At 41.9% G+C, this 18,910-nt stretch carries 23 protein-coding genes and 1 other annotated feature; all 23 genes read right to left on the bottom strand.

Features of this window, described 5'->3' with window-relative positions:
* Positions 1–2 precede the first annotated feature (2 nt).
* Positions 3–857, bottom strand: coding sequence for a prephenate dehydratase (gene pheA / locus V5M37_RS22400; RefSeq protein ID WP_423799204.1), 855 nt, complete (start codon positions 855–857; stop codon positions 3–5).
* A 57-nt stretch (positions 858–914) separates the two neighbouring features.
* Entirely contained in the window at positions 915–1,370 is a 456-nt protein-coding gene (locus V5M37_RS22405) for an ACT domain-containing protein (RefSeq protein WP_423799205.1), read from the bottom strand.
* A 23-nt stretch (positions 1,371–1,393) separates the two neighbouring features.
* On the bottom strand, positions 1,394–2,686 hold the full coding sequence (gene obgE / locus V5M37_RS22410; protein WP_423799206.1) for a GTPase ObgE: 1,293 nt from the start codon (positions 2,684–2,686) through the stop codon (positions 1,394–1,396).
* Between the two features lie 69 nt (positions 2,687–2,755).
* Complete coding sequence (locus tag V5M37_RS22415) at positions 2,756–3,283, bottom strand: Spo0B C-terminal domain-containing protein (protein ID WP_423799207.1); 528 nt, start codon at positions 3,281–3,283, stop codon at positions 2,756–2,758.
* Between the two features lie 191 nt (positions 3,284–3,474).
* Positions 3,475–3,765 (bottom strand): 50S ribosomal protein L27, encoded by a 291-nt coding sequence (gene rpmA / locus V5M37_RS22420; protein WP_213144717.1) that lies wholly within the window; start codon positions 3,763–3,765, stop codon positions 3,475–3,477.
* Between the two features lie 12 nt (positions 3,766–3,777).
* A complete protein-coding gene (locus V5M37_RS22425) occupies positions 3,778–4,110 on the bottom strand; it encodes a ribosomal-processing cysteine protease Prp (protein WP_423799208.1) in 333 nt (110 codons plus the stop codon).
* 15 nt (positions 4,111–4,125) lie between these two features.
* On the bottom strand, positions 4,126–4,434 hold the full coding sequence (gene rplU / locus V5M37_RS22430; protein WP_213120024.1) for a 50S ribosomal protein L21: 309 nt from the start codon (positions 4,432–4,434) through the stop codon (positions 4,126–4,128).
* 13 nt (positions 4,435–4,447) lie between these two features.
* Positions 4,448–4,529: a sequence feature (ribosomal protein L21 leader region), on the bottom strand.
* Between the two features lie 35 nt (positions 4,530–4,564).
* A complete protein-coding gene (locus V5M37_RS22435; RefSeq protein ID WP_423799209.1) occupies positions 4,565–6,010 on the bottom strand; it encodes an Rne/Rng family ribonuclease in 1,446 nt (481 codons plus the stop codon).
* Between the two features lie 121 nt (positions 6,011–6,131).
* Positions 6,132–7,001, bottom strand: a complete 870-nt coding sequence (locus V5M37_RS22440; RefSeq protein ID WP_423799210.1) for a M50 family metallopeptidase — start codon at positions 6,999–7,001, stop codon at positions 6,132–6,134.
* Positions 6,994–7,779, bottom strand: a complete 786-nt coding sequence (locus V5M37_RS22445; protein WP_423799211.1) for a peptidoglycan DD-metalloendopeptidase family protein — start codon at positions 7,777–7,779, stop codon at positions 6,994–6,996. The genes V5M37_RS22440 and V5M37_RS22445 overlap by 8 nt, the downstream gene beginning before the upstream one ends.
* A 110-nt stretch (positions 7,780–7,889) precedes the next feature.
* Entirely contained in the window at positions 7,890–8,693 is an 804-nt protein-coding gene (gene minD / locus V5M37_RS22450) for a septum site-determining protein MinD (protein WP_213120020.1), read from the bottom strand.
* Between the two features lies 1 nt (position 8,694).
* Positions 8,695–9,375, bottom strand: a complete 681-nt coding sequence (minC, locus tag V5M37_RS22455) for a septum site-determining protein MinC (RefSeq protein ID WP_423799212.1) — start codon at positions 9,373–9,375, stop codon at positions 8,695–8,697.
* A 198-nt stretch (positions 9,376–9,573) separates the two neighbouring features.
* Positions 9,574–10,092: a rod shape-determining protein MreD gene (gene mreD, locus V5M37_RS22460; RefSeq protein WP_423799213.1), complete on the bottom strand. Its 519-nt coding sequence runs from the start codon at positions 10,090–10,092 to the stop codon at positions 9,574–9,576.
* Positions 10,089–10,970: a rod shape-determining protein MreC gene (gene mreC / locus V5M37_RS22465; protein ID WP_423799214.1), complete on the bottom strand. Its 882-nt coding sequence runs from the start codon at positions 10,968–10,970 to the stop codon at positions 10,089–10,091. Before mreC ends, mreD begins: the two co-directional genes overlap by 4 nt.
* Positions 10,971–10,992: 22 nt before the next feature.
* The gene (locus V5M37_RS22470) at positions 10,993–12,015 is read right to left on the bottom strand and encodes a rod shape-determining protein (RefSeq protein ID WP_213144709.1); all 1,023 of its coding nucleotides are present in this window, start codon (positions 12,013–12,015) and stop codon (positions 10,993–10,995) included.
* Positions 12,016–12,164: 149 nt separating this feature from the next.
* Complete coding sequence (gene radC / locus V5M37_RS22475; RefSeq protein WP_213144708.1) at positions 12,165–12,854, bottom strand: RadC family protein; 690 nt, start codon at positions 12,852–12,854, stop codon at positions 12,165–12,167.
* Between the two features lie 43 nt (positions 12,855–12,897).
* Complete coding sequence (locus V5M37_RS22480; protein ID WP_423799215.1) at positions 12,898–13,470, bottom strand: Maf family protein; 573 nt, start codon at positions 13,468–13,470, stop codon at positions 12,898–12,900.
* 237 nt (positions 13,471–13,707) lie between these two features.
* Positions 13,708–14,772, bottom strand: coding sequence for a hypothetical protein (locus V5M37_RS22485; protein ID WP_423799216.1), 1,065 nt, complete (start codon positions 14,770–14,772; stop codon positions 13,708–13,710).
* Positions 14,773–14,904: 132 nt separating this feature from the next.
* Positions 14,905–15,762: a hypothetical protein gene (locus V5M37_RS22490; protein ID WP_423799217.1), complete on the bottom strand. Its 858-nt coding sequence runs from the start codon at positions 15,760–15,762 to the stop codon at positions 14,905–14,907.
* Positions 15,759–16,637, bottom strand: coding sequence for a PilN domain-containing protein (locus V5M37_RS22495; protein WP_423799218.1), 879 nt, complete (start codon positions 16,635–16,637; stop codon positions 15,759–15,761). The genes V5M37_RS22490 and V5M37_RS22495 overlap by 4 nt, the downstream gene beginning before the upstream one ends.
* Positions 16,637–17,632, bottom strand: coding sequence for a type IV pilus biogenesis protein PilM (gene pilM, locus V5M37_RS22500; protein WP_423799219.1), 996 nt, complete (start codon positions 17,630–17,632; stop codon positions 16,637–16,639). The genes V5M37_RS22495 and pilM overlap by 1 nt, the downstream gene beginning before the upstream one ends.
* 18 nt (positions 17,633–17,650) lie before the next feature.
* Entirely contained in the window at positions 17,651–18,406 is a 756-nt protein-coding gene (locus tag V5M37_RS22505) for a prepilin peptidase (protein WP_423799220.1), read from the bottom strand.
* Entirely contained in the window at positions 18,406–18,855 is a 450-nt protein-coding gene (locus tag V5M37_RS22510) for a prepilin-type N-terminal cleavage/methylation domain-containing protein (RefSeq protein ID WP_423799221.1), read from the bottom strand. Before V5M37_RS22510 ends, V5M37_RS22505 begins: the two co-directional genes overlap by 1 nt.
* Between the last annotated feature and the right edge of the window lie 55 nt (positions 18,856–18,910).

Raw genomic sequence — 18,910 nt, forward strand, 5'->3', positions numbered from 1 at the left:
TACTAATTCATCTCAACCATCACCGAAGGATAGCTCCCCAATAGCTTCACACCGCAGCCTAATGCTTCCAACTCAGCCATGGCCCCCGGAATTAACACTTCATCAAGCTTCATTTCTAAATCAATAATGAAAAAGTAATTGCCGATACCGGTTTTCATTGGTCTAGACTCTATTTTCGAGAGGTTAATCCGTCTCCACGCAAATGCGGACAGCACCTGATGCAGCGCACCTGCCTGGTCTGATGGAAGAGTAACCATTAAGGTCGTTTTATGGTGAGCTGATCCGCTTAATCCCTTTAATTCGGTTTGTTCTTTTGCCAAAACAACAAATCGAGTATGGTTATAATCAAAATCATGGATATTTCTGCGGACAATTGAAAGGCCGTATTCCTCCGCCGCAAGCTCATTAGCGATGGCCGCAATATTAGCCTCAGGTGCTTCCATCACCATTTTTGCAGCCGCCGCTGTGGATGACACACTTTCAAACGGAACACCTTTTAATTGCGTATGTAAAAATTTATGGCACTGGGCAATCGCATGCGAATGGCTGTAGACTTTTGAAACCTGCTGCCAGTCCGAAGCATTTGAAGGATGAACCATTAAATGCTGCTTAATAGGAAGCGTAATTTCGCCAATAATCGGAAGATCTACTTCCTGGGTTAAATAATCAAGGGTAATATTGACGGAACCTTCGAGGGCATTCTCAAGCGGAACAACAGCGAAATCCACTTCCTGTTCAACAACAGCATCCATGCATCCCGGAATCGTCTGAAACGGTATATGTTCCAATCCCGAAAAAACTCTTCTAACGGCTATCTCTGTGAATGTCGCCTTTGGTCCTAAGTATCCTACCTTCACTTTTCTCTACTCCCTTTCTAAAAAAAGCTAGGAGCCGGGCAAGTGAACTTTTGTTCACTATGCACCTGTTCCCAGCACTTCAACCTTTTCTACAAATTCAAGCTTTCTCAGTTCGGCCAGCAAAGAATCTATATCATCTAACATACCGGCAGTGTTTAATGAAAGTGTAACATTAGCTCGCCCCATAAGCGGAATCGTTTGGTGAATCGTTAGAACATTGCAGCCTGAACCCGCAACAACACTTAACAGTTTTGACAGGGTTCCGGAACGGTCCTCTAAATGGAAAAACAACGAAATGATGCGGTCCTTTGAAACCGAAGAAAAAGGAAAGACAGTATCTCTATATTTATAAAAAGCACTTCTGCTTAAATCCACCTTTTGAACTGCATCCCAAATGGATTCTGCCTTCCCTCTTTCCAGCATGTCCTTCGCTTCGATGGTTTTCTTCATCGCATCCGACAGAACATCCTCACGGACCAAATAAAATTTTTTATCAAAGTTAGCCATGCTCATCTCTCCCTCTTAGGGACCTCAACTTATTCTAAAAACTCAAATTCAAATTCCAGCAGCCTCACGATGTCCCCATCTTTTGCTCCTCTTTTTCTTAATGCATCGTCAACCCCAAAGCCGCGGAGCTGGCGTGAAAAACGGCGCACAGATTCATCCCTTGAAAAATCAGTCATCTTAAACAGTCTTTCAATTTTATCACCAGAAAGGACAAATGCTCCATCCGGATCTCTTGTAATGTTAAACGCATCAGCATCGGCTTCATGTTTATAGACGACGCGGTGAACGCCTGTTTCCTCTTCTTCTTCATGCTGAAGCGGGAATTCCGGTGTTTCCTCAATCTTATCAGCAACTGCAAACAACAGCTCACGAAGACCTTTTCGTGATATCGCAGAAATTGGAAAAATCGGATAATCCTCCTGCAGCTTCTCTTTAAATATTTGCAAATTCTCTTCCGCATCAGGCATATCCATTTTGTTCGCGACAATAACCTGCGGCCGCTCGGTCAAACGGAGATTGTATTCTTGCAGTTCCCTGTTAATCGTTAGATAGTCCTCATATGGGTCTCTTCCCTCAGCCGCCGCCATATCAATAACATGGACGATGACCCTTGTCCGTTCAATATGTCGTAAAAATTGGTGCCCCAAGCCAACTCCAGCATGTGCGCCTTCAATAAGCCCAGGAAGGTCGGCCATAACAAAGCTGCGGCCATCTTCGGTTTCAACCATTCCAAGATTAGGAACGATGGTCGTAAAATGATATTCCGCAATTTTCGGCTTGGCGGAAGAAACAACTGATAATAATGTTGATTTTCCGACACTCGGAAATCCAACAAGACCCACATCGGCAAGAAGCTTCAATTCAAGAATGACGTCGCGCTCTTGGCCCGGTTCGCCGTTTTCAGCAATCTCAGGAGCTGGGTTTGCAGGTGTCGCAAATCTGGTATTCCCACGGCCGCCGCGGCCGCCTTTGGCAATAACCGCTCGCTGACCGTGCTCAACTAAATCGGCAATGACCTCATTTGTAGCTGCATCCATCACAACCGTTCCCGGCGGCACTTTAACAATCATATCCTTGGCGCCTCTTCCATGCTGCCCCTTGGACATGCCGTGCTCACCCCGCGGAGCCTTAAAATGACGCTGATAACGGAAATCCATCAGCGTCCGCAAGCCTTCTTCCACTTCAAAAACTACATTTGCACCTTTGCCGCCGTCACCACCAGCTGGACCGCCATTAGGTACATATTTCTCACGGCGAAACGCAACCATTCCGTTACCGCCATCGCCGCCTTTAACATAAATTTTTACTTGATCGACAAACATGTTGATCCTCCCGTCGTACTTTGAAATAACTGATGAATGCGACGAGATCGCGGGCGTATGCACACAGAATTAAACAGCAGGCATAAACACCTCTAACGCGAATTCGCTTTCGGTAAATTCCTTAATGGTCACCTCTTGTGAACCATCCAGGAATTGTTCAATCAGTTCCTTGTTATTTATTATCCCGCGAAAATCAAAAAAGAAACGAATTCCATCTGACTGCGGTTCAATTGTTATGGATAAATGGTTTTCTTGAAATGCTTCAATCGTCTGATTTAAACGGGCAAAAAGGGATTTTGTCCATTCAGTTAATTTGAAGTCATTAATCTTTATGTACTCAGAATCCTCAAAAACCTCATATTCTAGCTGAAAGGCATGACTTTCCCAATTAGCTGTAAATAATAATGAGGCAAATTGCGGAAGTCCCAGATTAGACAGTTTTGTCTCATGCTGTGTCTCCACTACAATTTCCGTAATGACCTCTTTAACCCGGTCAATTCGATTTAAGTCGAGGTTACCTTTGATGAGCTGCAGCTTATTTAACCAATCATGTCGTGAATGCCGCAGCACTTCGATAATATCCCATTCTTTCTCCATGCGTACTCTCCCAATCCTTTATCGGAAACTATTTTCTGTTAGTATATCAAAAAAACAACCATGAGTAAGCAATTTTTATGTTGAATGATACGATTTGGAGAGGCAAAAGTGCAATGATGATGAATAAACAGGTGAGGGTGTTAAGGTAAAAAGAAAACTCTAACCGTTATGGTTAGAGTTTTCTAGTAACTTTAAGCTTCTTGAGCTACTGGATATACGCTCACTTTTTTGCGGTCACGACCAAAGCGTTCGAATTTTACAACGCCGTCGATTTTCGCAAATAGAGTGTCGTCTCCACCGCGGCCAACGTTTTCACCTGGGTAAATCTTAGTACCGCGTTGACGGTACAGGATAGAACCGCCAGTTACAAATTGACCGTCCGCACGCTTAGCACCAAGGCGCTTTGCGATAGAGTCACGTCCGTTCTTTGTTGAACCTACTCCCTTTTTAGAAGCGAAAAACTGAAGATCTAATCTTAACATTTGTTCCACCTCCTACTGTTTGAAGGTTAATTTTATGTGCTTTCCGTACTCTTTTTCAATCCCTTCAAGTGAGACAATCATCGCCTCAAGCAACAACTGAACTTTCTCTTGTGTTTCGTTTGAAATATTCTCTGGAAACGTACATTGGAGAAAGCCGCCATTCCCTTGTTTAACCTGTGCTTTGACTCCCGTAAGAGCCTCGATGGCATTCACTGTTCCAAATGAAACAGCCGATGCACCAGCACAAACAATATCTCGGCCTCGTTTTGCAAAGTCAGCATGTCCGCTCATCGTAAAGGAAGAAATGAGTCCGGATTCAGTACGATTAATCGTAATGTGAATCATCTATTGCTCAACACCTTACGCGTTGATTTTTTCGATGACTACTTTAGTATAAGGTTGACGATGACCTTGCTTCTTACGGTTGTTTTTCTTCGCCTTGTACTTGAAAACAATGATTTTCTTTTGACGGCCTTGTTTTTCAACTTTAGCTGTAACAGTAGCGCCTGCAACAACAGGGCTTCCTACTTTTACATTTTCACCGCCAACAAAAAGAACCTTGTCAAAAGTAACTGTTTCGCCAGCTTCTGCATTTAGTTTTTCAATGTAGATAGCTTGACCTTCTTCAACTTTCACTTGCTTTCCGCCAGTTTCGATAATTGCGTACATGAACTGCACCTCCTTATAAACTCAGACTCGCCAAAAACAGGCGCTTATGCTAAAGCGTAAGACTTACTACCTGTCATGTGCGGTTGTAGCACGGGTGCGCTACAAACATAACATTAAAATCATACATAATTTAGACGAAAGTGTCAACAGCTTTTTGGGATATCTCATCCACTGGCCCAAATTGCTTCAATAAATAATAATGTGCTGGGGCTATGGTAGTTGTAAAAAATACTTTAAAATGAAGCATTTCTTCTAAGATGTCTAAATGCGGAAGAAACTGCTCTTTAACCTCTTTTGTCGTTTCTACAAGGACTGCATCAAATTCAGAATAGCGATGCTCCAATAGCTCCCTTTCTAGTCGGAACGCAATCGTCTCTGCACTTAAGATTTTTCCTGTCCCCTCACATACCGGACATTTTTCCTGCAACGCTTCCGACAAAGTAACCTTCGTTTTTTTTCTAGTCAGCTGCAGAATCCCTAGCGGCGTAAAGCCAATCACTTTCGTTCTTTTTTCATCCTTTGACAGCTCTTTTTCAAAAAGATTTAGAATCGATTGCTTGTCCGATTCACGATTCATATCAATAAAATCAATGAGCACAATCCCGCCAATATCACGAAGACGCAGCTGTCTGACGATTTCTTTCGCTGCCAGCTGATTGGTTTTAAGTACGGTATCCTGGTAATCTTGCTTGCCGGAAAATTTCCCGGTATTTACGTCGATAATGGTGAGGGCCTCTGTTTCATCAAAGATGAGATAGGCACCATGGTCAAGCCAGACAACCCGCTTTAGAGCTTTATCAATTTCATGCTCAATTTGGTGGGCGGAAAAGATATTTTCTTTTCCATTATAATAGGTGCAGGCATGCTTTTCTCCGAGTAGTTTTTTTAGTTCCAGGTCATCTAAGATAATTTCACCTGACGACATATTTTCAGCTTGATGTTGAATCATTTCCAAAAAGGTATCTTTTTGAAAAATTAGTCCCGGCTTTTTTAAGGCAGCGGCTTTTTGGGTAAATTCCTGATATTGTTCACGCAGGCTGCTTAATTCTTCACGGAGCTCATCGTCGGTTGCGGTAATGCTTGATGTCCGAAAAATCAGGCCTTCTTCTTCGGTTTTCAAGTGGTTCCCTTTTTGTCGAAGCCGTGCTTTTTGTTTTTCGTCCGCGATTTTTTTGGATACTGCGACATATCGCCCTTTTGGCATGTAAATTAGGTTTGTGCCTTGTATTTCGATAATACCTTTCACTTTCGGACCCTTGGTACCTGTTGCATCCTTGTCAACCTGTACAAGCAGCTTTTCCCCTTGATGGACGTAGGACGAGACCTTTCCTTGTTTTTCTGATGCTAATACATATGCTGGAAGCTGATCACGATGTAAATAAGCATTTTTTTCTTCCCCGATATCGATAAAAACAGCATTCATCCCGGGTAAAACCTTTGTCACGGTCCCATAATAAATATTACCAACCAGCGATCGATGTTCTGGCCGGTCAAAAATAATCTTTTCTATACGATTTCCACGGAGATAAGCGAAGCGCTTTTCCCGTCCTATGTAATTTATAATTAATGTTTCCAAACCTTGTTTCCTCACCTTTTTATAAATAGCTTATTGGGTTAACCATTATTTTACCCAAAGTTACAGGAAAAAGCGCTCGTACCCACACGAGCGCTCTCTGCTTTCTATCTATTATACCTTACTAATACAAAAAGAGAAGGTCGCTTATTTTGTCGTTTAAACGTTTTTCGGTGAAATAGGCATGCAGCAATTCGTTTTCATCGAGAGTGCCTTTTTCCCTGCCGTCGACCTCGACTATTATAGGATGCTTGCAACCGCGCTGGAATTTTTCCAAGACGTTAATCAAAAGATCCTGCTCATCTGCCTGGATAGGTTTCAAGGAGTCTGGACTTGATGATTTTTTCCCGTAATAACGTTCAAGTAAAAAGCGCATGAAAATAAAGCGCCGCTGCTTCCATTCGTAATAAAGCGAAAAGAATAAGAAGCCGATTACTACCCAAACATTGATATGGGCTGGTGCTGTAGCTAATATTACAAATGAAAAAATGCATAAACTGACGAAGGAAATCATCAGCGTGGTGCGATGGGCGCTTGCAAAAGAATTTTTCAATGATAACAGTAAAAATACCAGTTTCCCGCCATCGAGCGGCCAAACTGGAAAAAGGTTAAAAATTAAAATCATCAGATTATATTCAATAAATAATGGAAATAAATCCTCGGGAAACAGATTGAAATGAAGGAGAGCAAATGCCGCTCCCACCATCCATACATGCTGGAGCGGACCTGCCAAGACAACAATCGCCTCTTCCTTTAGCGGACGATTCCCGTGCTCATCCATCTCCGCGACCCCGCCAAATGGCAGGAGGGTGATCCTTTTGATTCTCCAGGAAAAAAAAGAAGCCGCCGCCGCATGCCCCATTTCATGTACGAAAATGATGCCCAGGAGTAAACTGACTTCCATAAAATGAGCCGTGGCGATTGAGAGTGCAACGACTAACCATAACAGCGGGTGGATATGAACATGGCGGAGTAACTCGATCGCTTTATTCAAGACGAATCACCTGAATCGGGTCGATGAACTCATCGCCTTTTTTAACAGCAAAATAATACTGGCCTTTTGCTTTGTCTTCTCCCGCTGAATCAGAAACTGTCCCCACCACTGCTCTTTTATCGATATATTCATAGAGCTTGACCTTGATATCTTTTAAATTCCCATACCATGTTTCTGTTCCATCGGAATGCTGAATAACGACTGTTTTCCCGATGCCTTCTTTTTCTCCAGCATCCATGACAAACCCGTCACTGATCGCTTGGACAGCCGCTCCTTTGCCAGTCTCAATCATGATTCCCTGGCCGTTCTTCTCAAAGTTCTCAAGAATTTTTCCTGTTACCGGAACAGCCCCTTTTTGGACCTGCTCTTTCGGATCTGATTTGTCTTTTTCAGAAAAAGGCAACAAAGCAAGCGGCTTGCCAAACTTTTCTTCATACCACTTGGAAACAACGGCAAACTTGAAATCTTGATCCATTGTTTTTAGGACGACGTCCCTCGCCGGCTGAAAAGTGGCCGTTTGATTGCGGAACATAATCGCAACTACTAAGAACAAGAGGACCGATGCTAGAATTTTGAAAAAGAATACTTCCTTTTTAAATAAGGGGTGTCCATCATCACCATCACCGCCTGCAGACGGGGGTATATAATTAAATTCATATTTTTCCTCATCCCCTGGCCATAACAAGCTCCGATCTGGCGCATTTGCCTTGCTGCCGCCCATCTCTTTTTTCCTCTTTGCGATTCGCCGCCGTATTTCATCCGGAGTAGACCGCGCCATACCCATCAACCCTTTTCACACAGTTTGTACAAGTTTATGTAGAGTTTTTATAGAGTATGACAAGCATATAAAAAAGCCTGTCCACAGATCTTGTGAACAGGCTTTGATTTTTATCGAACTCCAAAGAATTTCTTCAGTTTTGAAAATACACCTTTATTTTGATCTTCGAGTGATTGAAGCGGGATAGACTCTCCGAGAATTCTTCTGGCGATGTTTCGGTAGGCAATCGATGCCTTGCTGTTAGGATTTAGTGCAATCGGCTCACCATGATTCGATGCTTTGATGACCTCTTCATCGTCAGCGACAATGCCAATCAGTTCGATTGATAAATGTTGGGTAATTTCATCAATATCAAGCATATCACCGGTCTTCATCATATGATTGCGAATCCGGTTGACGATTAGCCTTGGCGGCTCCATGTCTTTTTCTTTTTCTAAAAGGCCGATGATCCTGTCGGCATCGCGGACAGCAGAAACCTCCGGCGTTGTCACTACAATGGCTTTATCCGCACCGGCAACGGCATTCTTATAGCCCTGCTCGATTCCGGCCGGACAATCGATGATTATGTAGTCATAGTCCTGTTTTAACTCAGTAATTAACTCTTGCATCTGCTCGGGTGTAACAGCTGACTTATCGACAGTCTGCGCTGCCGGAAGCAAATACAAAAGGCCATCGAATCGCTTATCCTTAACAAGTGCCTGATGGGTTTTGCATCTTTTTTCAACCACATCGACTAAATCATAGATAATTCTATTTTCTAACCCCATTACGACATCTAAGTTTCGAAGGCCGATGTCCGTATCTATTAAGCATACTTTCTTTCCCTGAAGAGCCAGCGAAGTGCCGATATTGGCAGAGGTTGTTGTTTTGCCAACGCCGCCCTTACCTGATGTAATTACGATTGCTTCTCCCACTTTAATGTCCCCCTTCTAATCTCGTTAAATTAGGCCTTAAATGATTTAAAGCTTGTAATCTATCGATAATAATATAATGGTTCTCATTTATGTAAGCACATTCCATTTCTCTGTGCTCATTAGCAGGATTCGAATCTGGGGATCTATTTATATATTCGCCGATTCTTAGCTGCGATGGCTTCATGCTCGAAGCGGCAATGACTGCCTGTTCATTGCCAAAACACCCTGCATGAGCAATTCCTTTGAGGACACCCATTATAAAAATATTCCCGCCTGCAATCACGGTTCCGCCTGGATTCACATCTCCAATTAACAGTAAATCCCCTGATACTCTTAATACTTGCCCGGAACGGATGATTCTTGAAACCGTTACGACCTCGTTTTCTTCCTTTAGTCGATTGGCTTCTTCCTTCGTAATCACATTCGATTCAATATCATCCACCATTAAGTTTTTCTTTTGACGGATTAATTCTTTTAGTTCTTCCTTTTGATCATCCGTTAAATAGCGATTGCCAATATCCACTTTCACAGAAATTAAGTGGCGTTCCTCCTGCGTTCTGGAGTTGGCGGAGAGCTTTTGGTCCAGTTCTTGCTTTAATTCCTCATAGGAACAGGTATCATCAAGATGAAGAACAAGCCCATCCTTTGTTCCTTTTATTGTAACATTTTGCCGATTTTTCATGGAGAATTTTCACCTCAAAATACAAAAACAATTTCGGATTTAAGCTATTATTTCCCAAATCCAAATCATAAACATCCATCTTTAAAGAGTTCGACACGAACTGTCCATTCTCCTTTTTTTAAAAAAACATTCCCCAAACTTTGTCATCAGGAACAATTTGTGAATGAGGAAGAGACCATACCAAGACTTTTCCCCGATTCATAAATCCTCCCGCATTGCCTCGGCATGTTTTTCAAAGCGGCGTTTTAAAGGATAGGCTGCTAACACGAGAAAAACTCCATTTAATATAAGAGTGGGATAGAAACGCAAATTGACAAAGCTCATAAAATCAAGATTTGTCACATGGATTAAATAATTAATTTCATACACGCCCACTTCTAACAGCGCAACTCCCAAAAGGGAAACGAAGAAAGCGACAACGATATTGGACTGAATCACCTGCATAACCTTTGCTGCTAGGTAGCAGATAAATGGAAACAAGAAAAAATAAATGCCGATAATTTCGACATATACGATATCAAATAGAAGTCCAAAGATGGCCGCATAAATAATCCCCTGATTTTTCCCAACATATATCGTCAAAAAAAGCAAAGTGGCAAACAAGAACCGCGGAACTAGTATACGGTTTCCAAAGGAATCAGCGGGCAAAAATTGAACAAACAGACTTTCAAAAATAAAAAGGAGCAAAAACAAAAGAGGGAGAAAGAATTTCCTCACAGATCTTCCTCCTTCCCGGATTTCATCGCACTTTCCTCAGGGCTCGTCATTAACCTTTTAATGACCATGACATTTTCAATATCGTAAAAGTCCGCTCCCGGCTTCACTAGTGCGGTTTGATTTAAGCCATATTGGTCCGGTTTCACCTCTTCTACTTTTCCAATCATCAACCCCTTAGGAAAGACACCGCCCATTCCTGAGGTGATGACTGTCTGCCCTTTTTCCACCTTAGCTCCTGATGGAATAGCTTTAACGAGAAGCATTTTTTGTTTATCATCAAAGCCCTGAACGAATCCGTAAACCTCGGTTTCCCCCTGAATCACAGCGGAGATCCGGTTTTTCGGGTCCATTGCACTCAATAGCTGCACTGTTGAGCTAAATTGTGTGACGTTTTTCACCTTTCCGATCAATCCTGTTGCTGTTATAACAGCCATATTTTTTTTAATTCCATCTAATTTGCCTTTATTGATAATAATCATTTCATGCCAACGATCAGGATTTCTGCCAATAACTGTTGCCGGCATTGGTTCCAAATCTCTCAGGGTCTTTTTTTCATCGAGAACGTCACGTAATTCTTTGTTGTCTTTTTTCAGTTCTTGAACTTCTGCTTCAAGGCTGGCAATTTTCTCAACGCGTGATTTTAATTCCTTATTCTCATCATATGTATCTTGCAAATCCTGAAGATTCTCAAAAAAGCCTGCAACATACTGGGCAGGCCTTGAAACCAGGGATTGAACCCAGCCGGTTGAGTCCTTAACGAACTGCTCCGGCCAGGTAAGTTTACTCCTCTCCCTTAAAGAAAACCCAATCAATGCCACGAGAACAATGATGCTGACGAGCAAAATGATCAAACGCTTATTCAAAAAGAACTGTGGCATGATATTACACCTCTATTTTTATCTATCTTGAATCTTTAGCTTTGTTTTTGAACAAATGGATATGGTCTAAAGCTTTTCCTGTACCAATTGCCACGCAATCGAGAGGGTTTTCTGCAATCAGGACAGGCATTTTTGTTTCTTCGCTAATAACACGGTCAATATTGCGCAGCAGCGCCCCGCCGCCCGTGAGGACGATGCCCCGGTCCATAATATCGGCAGCCAATTCCGGTGGTGTTTTTTCAAGCGTATTCTTTACTGCTTCAACAATGGCATAAACCGTATCACTTAAAGCGGAGGCAATTTCCTTGGCGGAAATTTCAATTGTTTTTGGCAGACCAGTCAGAAGGTCACGGCCGCGAATCTCCATGTTATCGATACCTTCAGGAGTGCCTGCAGAACCGATTTCCATTTTGATTGTTTCCGCAGTACGGTCACCAATCATCAAATTATATGTTTTTCTAATATAGGAAATAATCGCCTCATCCATCTCATCACCGGCAACACGGATTGATTGGCAAGTAACAATTCCCCCTAAAGAAATAATCGCTACTTCCGTTGTTCCGCCGCCGATGTCAACAACCATGCTTCCCGTCGGTTCCCAGACTGGAAGATTGGCACCAATAGCGGCAGCAAACGGCTCTTCAATCGTGTAGGCATCCTTTGCTCCCGCTTGTCTAGTTGCATCAATAACCGCTCTCTCTTCAACCGCTGTAATCCCTGATGGTACACAGACCATCACATACGGCTTACCGGCGAAAAAGCCTTTATTCTTTTGGGCCTCGCGGAATAAATGCTTCATCATAACAGCTGTTGTTTCAAAATCAGCGATGACGCCATCCTTCATCGGACGAACGGCAACCACATTTCCCGGAGTCCGGCCAATCATGTTTTTGGCGTCATTTCCGACCGCAACAATGTGTTTTGAATCCGTCTGCATCGCCACCACAGATGGCTCCCTTGTGACAATCCCTTTCCCCTTTACATACACAAGGGTGTTGGCAGTTCCTAAATCTATCCCAAGATCCTTTGTTCCAATTCCAAACATAACGTTGTATCTCCCTTTCTGATACTAAATGCTCTGTCCTAAGGCAGGTGTTTATCGTAAAATTTTCCAATAATTGTAACGTAATTGAATAGGCAGTCCTAAAAAATCATAACCAATATTATATCCTAACGTCAAATAAAATCATAGCATTACAAATATCCTTTTTCCTTCAAGCTGACAAACTTATTTTCCCCGATGATGATGTGATCCAGAAGATCGATTCCAATGATCTTGCCGCATTCTACCAGCCGCTTCGTCACCTCAATGTCCTCCCGGCTTGGCGCGGGGTCACCGGACGGGTGATTGTGAAGAGCAATGATGGATGCTGCAGACCGCTTTAGTGCCTCCCGATATACCTCACGCGGGTGAACGATGGAAGCGTTTAAGCTGCCAATAAATACCGTTTGTTTATGCATGACCTGATTCTTGGTATTTAAATACAAGCAGACAAAATGCTCCTGTGACAGAAAGCGCATATCGTTCATGACATACTTGGCTCCGTCTTCCGGCGAGCGGATTACATAGCGGTCATTATATTCCAAATTGGCAATTCTCCTGCCAATTTCGACAGCCGCCAGAAGCTGTATCGCTTTCGCCGAGCCAATCCCTTTTATTTCGGTAATTTCCTCCAAAGTGGCCGCTTTTAACAGCCTTAACCCCTCAAAATGAGTTAAGAGGCGATTCGATAATTGCAGCACTGATTCATCCTTCGTTCCGGTCCGAAGCAATATTGCAACTAACTCGTGATTCGATAAACTTTGCGGGCCATGCTGGATAAACCGTTCTCTTGGCCGTTCATCTTGCGGGAAATCACGAATCATTAATGTGTTGGTTGACATAACTTTTCCCTCCCTTAGTGTCGGGAGTTATTGTCAGAAAAAATTAGTACGGCAAATGATAACCTAACCGTTTCAATTCCCTTCTGGTTCTTGCAACCGGCAGGCCGACAACCGCAAAGTAGTCCCCATAGATTTTTTTGACAAGCATGCTTCCAAGCTGCTGAATGCCATATGCCCCTGCTTTATCAAGCGGTTCACCGCTTTTTACATATGACCGTATTTCATCATCCGTTAACTCCCAAAACCAAACTTCTGTTTTTTCATAAAACTTAGTTGAGCTAGTTGGAGATAGTATTGAAACACCTGTAAATACATCATGCTGACTGCCTGAAAGGGTCTTTAACATTTGTACGGCTTCCGCCTCATCAGCTGGCTTTCCCAAGATTTGATTGTTCGTAACCACAATAGTGTCGGAACCAATCACAAAGGCATCCCTATTTTCTTTAAAAACAGCCTGTGCCTTGCGTTCGGCCAATTCCATTACGACTTCTTCCGGAGAAAGCTTGGGGTCAAAGCTTTCATCCACATCACTGCTTGAAATTGTGAATGTTAAATGGAGATTTTCTAGAAGTTCTTTTCGCCGTGGAGAAGAAGAGGCTAAAATGAGGTTCTGCATTTCATCACCTTACCTTTTTTTGCAACGCATTAGGGAGATACAAGTTAATCGTATCAAAAAAGAGCGGTGCAAACAATTTTTATATTATTAAATTTTGAAGAAATTTGTCAGATTATACAACCTTTATCAATATTTGCCGAATGTGTGCTATAAAAAGCCCGCCGTCGATTCGGCAGGCTTTATTTTGCAATAATTTCCCGGAAAATATCGAGCGGTGGTTTAGTTTGTCAAAAGATGCTACAACGAATTATAAATGGACAGGAAGTTTAGTAAATGCTGCTCAGCATCAACTAAGCTTTTTGTATCCTTAGATTTTTGAAAAGCTTTTACCTTTTCGTCAGCGCCCAATAACTCTGTTTTCATTTTATTGATACTATCGTTTTTAATGTTATTAATTTTTAATTTTTCACTTATACCAGCATCAGCAGACACACTGCTTGATACGAGCGCACCAGAAACCATGGTTGAAAGAGATTGATAGATACTTGGAAGCGATTCGATAAAACTCTTTTCATTATCTGTAAGGTTTGAAAGCTTCTTTTCATCTAGCATCAACGGTTTGGCGAAGGCCCCCTCGGCACCTTTATCTTTGTATTTAGTACTTATTGATTTGGCCGTTTCAAGCGAATCCGCCACGCTCAAAAATAAATAAAACTTTCCGCCGATTTCTACCTGTTCGGAAGGAATACCTCTAGACTTTAATTGTTTAGTAGTATCCTCAGCACCTGCTTTCGAGGTAAAAACACCGCCTTGGACTACATAAGTAGAAAGCTGTTCGATCGAAGTGGCCGCTGTTTTATCGGTTGTTTCCGTTTGTTCTTTTTCATTTCCAGTTTCTCCAGCCACATTTGGTTGGGTGACAGGCTTTTCACCGGATTCTGTTATGACTAGCTTAAGCATAAAAAAGCCAATCGTTAAGCCAATGAGAATCGCGCAAACGGCGGTAATGACAATAGATCCAATTGGCCGGCGATTGTTTTTGTTAGAAAAACTAGCAAATGAAATTGAAGATTTTGTTGATTTACTTTTTTTAGTGTTCGGGGAATTGACTATTGTAAATTCCTCTACATCATTTTCAGAGGATTCAGGAATAATCCAATCAAAGCTTTCTTCGATGGATTCCTGAGCCGCTGCTGCTTCATTGACTCCTTCTGATTCGTGTAATTCTGAATCTATTTTTATTTCGTTTGGAATAGGTTCTGGTGTAGGTTCCGGCACATTTTTTCGGGGTTCTTCACGAAAGGATTTGGGTTCTCCATTTAATTTAATCGTGATGGTATGGCCCTTTTTAGGCTTGTCCACTTTACGTTCTCCTTTCTGTTCGACAGTAATATGTTCCATCCTAACATACCGGCAAAAAAAAATAACAAGACTTTTGTCGTCTTGTTATCTTAGAGTTTCGTCAAATTATTTATAAGTTCGGCATCGTTTTAATTATGGTTGAGTTGTTGCCGTTTCTGGGAACTGGCTTAAGGGATTTGTTTTTCCAGCAGGAGCTTCAGCATCTATTTTCGGTACATCTTGCTTAAGGTCAGCCAGGTCTGGCATATAAAAAGCAGAAACCGTTAATGAAAAGGTCAGCTTCGGAGTTTCCTCCTGTTGCGTTGTGACTTCAGTTGTGCCGGTATAATTAATGCTTTCCACAACCACGATCCGCTTCAGCGTCTCTAACGTTTCAACAAATTTTTCAAATTCTTCGTAGCTTGGTGCTTCGACAGATAACTGTACAATCAGCTTCTTTAATGCCGGTGCAGCAGGTGCTGCCGGCTGCTGTGCAGCTTGATCACCTGAAGTTTGGCTATTAGCATCTGTCCCTTGAGAAGCTGTGGTAGTCGAAGCTTGGTTTGTTGTACCTTGACTCTGATTTCCAGCATTCTGGTTTAAAGCAGCCTGATTCGCATTACTCTGCTGATTTCCAGCATTTTGCGAATCTGTTTGAGGAGCTTCAGCAGCAACGGTGCCATCCTTGGAAAAACTCATCGAAAGAATCTGACTGTTTGCAGCGGCTTCAGCTTTTTCAAGATCCAGAATAAGCTGCTCCTGTAAAGGGTTAACAGGCAGTACTTTCTGTAATTCTCTGGTATTCTCAGCAACCGTCTTCGCGCTTTCCGCTTTTTTTTGGCTGACTACATCGAGAAGCTTTTTCTCCGTCTTTAAGGTTTGCTGCTGGCTCTGTAAATCAGAATGTAAAGGAGAAAGCTTGATAAATTGAGCATATACAATGAGCAAGACTACCAATAGAACAGCGGCCAATAAAATTAGTTTGTCCCTTTTAGAGAAAGCAAGTTTCATGATCCGCTCACTCCCTTCGCATCCCAGCTCTTCTTAATATTTTCCTTTACGACATCCTTATTAAGGGTAATTTCAAATTGCCCTGTATATCGTGGCAATAGATTACTATCCTTGGTACTTGCTGCAGTTGAATTGCTAGAAGCAGTGCCACTAGCTTTGGTTGCTTGAGCAGCGGCGGTCGTGGTTGCAGCTCCAGCAGCTGTAGTTCCATTGGTCGCAGTTCCAGTAGCAGTAGTTCCATTGGTTGTAGCACCCGTAGTTGCAGTTCCTGTGGCTGCAGCAGCTTGTCCAGCCGTATTGCTTCCAGAAACCGTCACTTCACTATTCTGACTAACAGAGCTGACAGTACCACTCTGAGTTGAGGCAACCTGCGTGCCCGAGGCAGTAGTATCACTCTGGACAACAGCGGTTAAAGAACTTAAGCTTGCATCTTCGATCCAGGTTGAGTCATGTAGACTGTTTAAAAAGAATGCCGCTTCCCTTTGACTATCAAACTGAACGGTTAGGGTTATTGTTCCAGTCTCTGTGTAGGCAAAGGTTTGGATGAATCCCCGTTCCGGCAGCAATGCCGTGAGCTGACGCATGACCGGAATGGTCCGTATCGGATAGGTATGTGCCCATTCAATCGCACTTTTAAGCTGCGTAACAGATGTTGATGATTCTGCCGTAGTATTTTTCTGTTCCGCTGCTTCACGGATCTTTTTTGTCATTGTAATTTCTCGATTAACAGAGTCTATATCAGATTTGACCGAGCTGATTTGAAAATAATAGTAGCTGCCAGCCAATAATAAGATCACAAGAATTCCAGCTAGTGTAACAAAAAAAGCAAATTTTCTCGGCTCCTTTTGAGGAAGCAGGTTGATTTCAACTAACATTATTGCACCTCTTTTAAGGCAAGACCTAAAGATAATAGTAAATTAGCTGGAAGGTTGTTTTGTTTATCAAATGCATCCTGTTCAAGTGAAAGGATATCAACAGGAATGTCAAATCGCTCTTTCAATTCATCAGTAATGGCAACAAGCATCGGATGATCTCCACTTAATAGAATCCGATCGATGTCGTTATTCTCATGATTTAAGGTGTAACGATAAAAGTCTATTAACTTATTAACCTCTTTAAGAATATCTTCAAACTGGTCTGCCAATTCATCTGTATCTCCAGCATACCTGCAGACCATCGATCCTAAACTATCCCGTTTAACTTCCCATTTATCCAAATCAAATGGAAAATTAAACGGCCGCATCACGACCGGGATGGAACCTTCAAAGATACATAGATTGACACTAGTCAAATCAAATTGAACAGAGATGGTCGTTTCATCTTGTTCAGTAAGACCAAGTTGATAGAACAATCTGTAAAGTGCCAGCGGTGAAATATCCGCAGCAATGGGATTCAGTTTTAAACTGGAAAATAAATCCGCATACTCCATGACAAACTGCTCTGGAGCGGCAAACAGGAGAATATCTTTTGTTTTTCCATTGTTTATTAGAGGATAATAATCAAATACTGGTTCTTCAAACGGTAAATGAATCGTTGCGCCAAGTTCAAGATATAAATAACCTTTTATCTCATCATCCGCTATATCTGCAGGAATGGATACCTTCCGGATGATTACCAGCTGATCCGGTACAATAAAGCGGATAGACCGTCTCTGGATTTTCCATTCATCAATGCATTCTTCTAAAATAGCAGATAAGGCTTCGACATTGACGATTTTCCCATCGCTAATAATACCTGGCGGGAGGAAACGCTCCCCCCATTTTTGGGCTGTGGGAGGATTCGCTTGCTTTAATTCGAGGCAGCGAATGGAATGGTCATTAAGGACCAGATTGATAATTCGGTTTTTGGGTGTAAACAGGGAAAAAGCCATATCTAAAAAACCCCTTAATTAAAATCCTTGATTAAGAAAATCTATATAAAAATTTATTATATCCAATCCCCAAAAATAAGCAGTTAGTGTGCCAGCAGCGATAAATGGCCCGAAAGGAATGGGCTGCCGTTTATTCACAATTCTAAATAGAAGGGCCAATCCGCCAATGACGGCACCATATAAGGTTGATAAAAAGAACGATAAAAGGACAAGCTTAAATCCTAAAACAAAGCCAAGTACGGCATAAAGCTTTACGTCTCCAAAGCCCATACCGCCCTTGCTGACTATGGCAATAACCAAAAGGAGGGTAAATCCTGTAACAGCCCCAAGCAGGCTATCCCACCAAGGATTGAGCGGGAAGAAAATTCGTTCCAATAAAAAAATCCCTGCAAACCAAATTAAAATTTTATCAGGGATGATCATATAATGAATATCTGAAACAATGATAATCATAAACAGTGATATGAGTGTTAAAGCAACTACTAACTCTCCTGACCATCCAACGACAAGTGGTACAACAGCAAAAAGTACACCTGTTAATAGTTCCATTGTCGGATATATAGGAGAAATCCGCGACTGACAGCCGCGGCATTTCCCCTTTTGAAACAGATATGATATTACTGGGATTAGTTCTAATGGTGTTAGTTGATGTCCGCATGTGAGACATGCTGATCTTGGTGAAATAATTGATTGCTTTAATGGTACTCTTAAACCGACTACATTAAAGAAGGAACCTAAAAGTAGGCCATAAAGAAAAAGTAAAATATTAAACATTATCGCGCGTTACTTGTTAAAGTTTGTTCGTCAACTACATCTGATTGGCTCTTTGTGGCCCCAACAACTTCACCTGATTCGTGATTAGTAATTGAGTACGTATACTTATTGTTAGAGTCTTTTGTTACAATAACTGTATAGTTATTATCTTTTACATGGTCTAAATAAGTGCTTAATACATCATTTTGTAATTGCAGAGTATAGGTTTTGGTTGTTGTACCACTTTCAGCAAACGTTAAATTCCCAGTATTTGCAACATATAGTTTAGCTGCATTTATTATCTGAATGCCTTCTTGAACCTTAGCTTTATTGTCTGACTTGTTGATGACATTCCCGATAGCTGGAATCGCAATCGCAGCAATAATCCCCAAAATAACGATAACTGCTAATAATTCAATAAGGGTGAAACCTTTTTGTTCCTTCATTTTTTGTTTTAATGCTTGTACCATATTTCCTCTCCCTCTGGTTCTAAAAACCTATTAATATTTCACTATGAGTATACAA

The organism is Neobacillus sp. SAB-20_R2A, from assembly GCF_049568635.1.
Taxonomy (GTDB): domain Bacteria; phylum Bacillota; class Bacilli; order Bacillales; family Cytobacillaceae; genus Neobacillus; species Neobacillus citreus.

Coding starts and splice junctions, on each gene's coding strand:
- V5M37_RS22405 (WP_423799205.1), bottom strand. CDS start 1,370: ATGAGCATGGCTAACTTTGATAAAAAATTTTATTTGGTCCGTGAGGAT.
- obgE (WP_423799206.1), bottom strand. CDS start 2,686: ATGTTTGTCGATCAAGTAAAAATTTATGTTAAAGGCGGCGATGGCGGT.
- V5M37_RS22415 (WP_423799207.1), bottom strand. CDS start 3,283: ATGGAGAAAGAATGGGATATTATCGAAGTGCTGCGGCATTCACGACAT.
- rpmA (WP_213144717.1), bottom strand. CDS start 3,765: ATGTTAAGATTAGATCTTCAGTTTTTCGCTTCTAAAAAGGGAGTAGGT.
- V5M37_RS22425 (WP_423799208.1), bottom strand. CDS start 4,110: ATGATTCACATTACGATTAATCGTACTGAATCCGGACTCATTTCTTCC.
- rplU (WP_213120024.1), bottom strand. CDS start 4,434: ATGTACGCAATTATCGAAACTGGCGGAAAGCAAGTGAAAGTTGAAGAA.
- V5M37_RS22445 (WP_423799211.1), bottom strand. CDS start 7,779: ATGGCGCGGTCTACTCCGGATGAAATACGGCGGCGAATCGCAAAGAGG.
- minC (WP_423799212.1), bottom strand. CDS start 9,375: ATGAAAAATCGGCAAAATGTTACAATAAAAGGAACAAAGGATGGGCTT.
- mreC (WP_423799214.1), bottom strand. CDS start 10,970: ATGCCACAGTTCTTTTTGAATAAGCGTTTGATCATTTTGCTCGTCAGC.
- V5M37_RS22470 (WP_213144709.1), bottom strand. CDS start 12,015: ATGTTTGGAATTGGAACAAAGGATCTTGGGATAGATTTAGGAACTGCC.
- radC (WP_213144708.1), bottom strand. CDS start 12,854: ATGTCAACCAACACATTAATGATTCGTGATTTCCCGCAAGATGAACGG.
- V5M37_RS22480 (WP_423799215.1), bottom strand. CDS start 13,470: ATGCAGAACCTCATTTTAGCCTCTTCTTCTCCACGGCGAAAAGAACTT.
- V5M37_RS22490 (WP_423799217.1), bottom strand. CDS start 15,762: ATGAAACTTGCTTTCTCTAAAAGGGACAAACTAATTTTATTGGCCGCT.
- V5M37_RS22495 (WP_423799218.1), bottom strand. CDS start 16,637: ATGTTAGTTGAAATCAACCTGCTTCCTCAAAAGGAGCCGAGAAAATTT.
- pilM (WP_423799219.1), bottom strand. CDS start 17,632: ATGGCTTTTTCCCTGTTTACACCCAAAAACCGAATTATCAATCTGGTC.
- V5M37_RS22505 (WP_423799220.1), bottom strand. CDS start 18,406: ATGTTTAATATTTTACTTTTTCTTTATGGCCTACTTTTAGGTTCCTTC.
- V5M37_RS22510 (WP_423799221.1), bottom strand. CDS start 18,855: ATGGTACAAGCATTAAAACAAAAAATGAAGGAACAAAAAGGTTTCACC.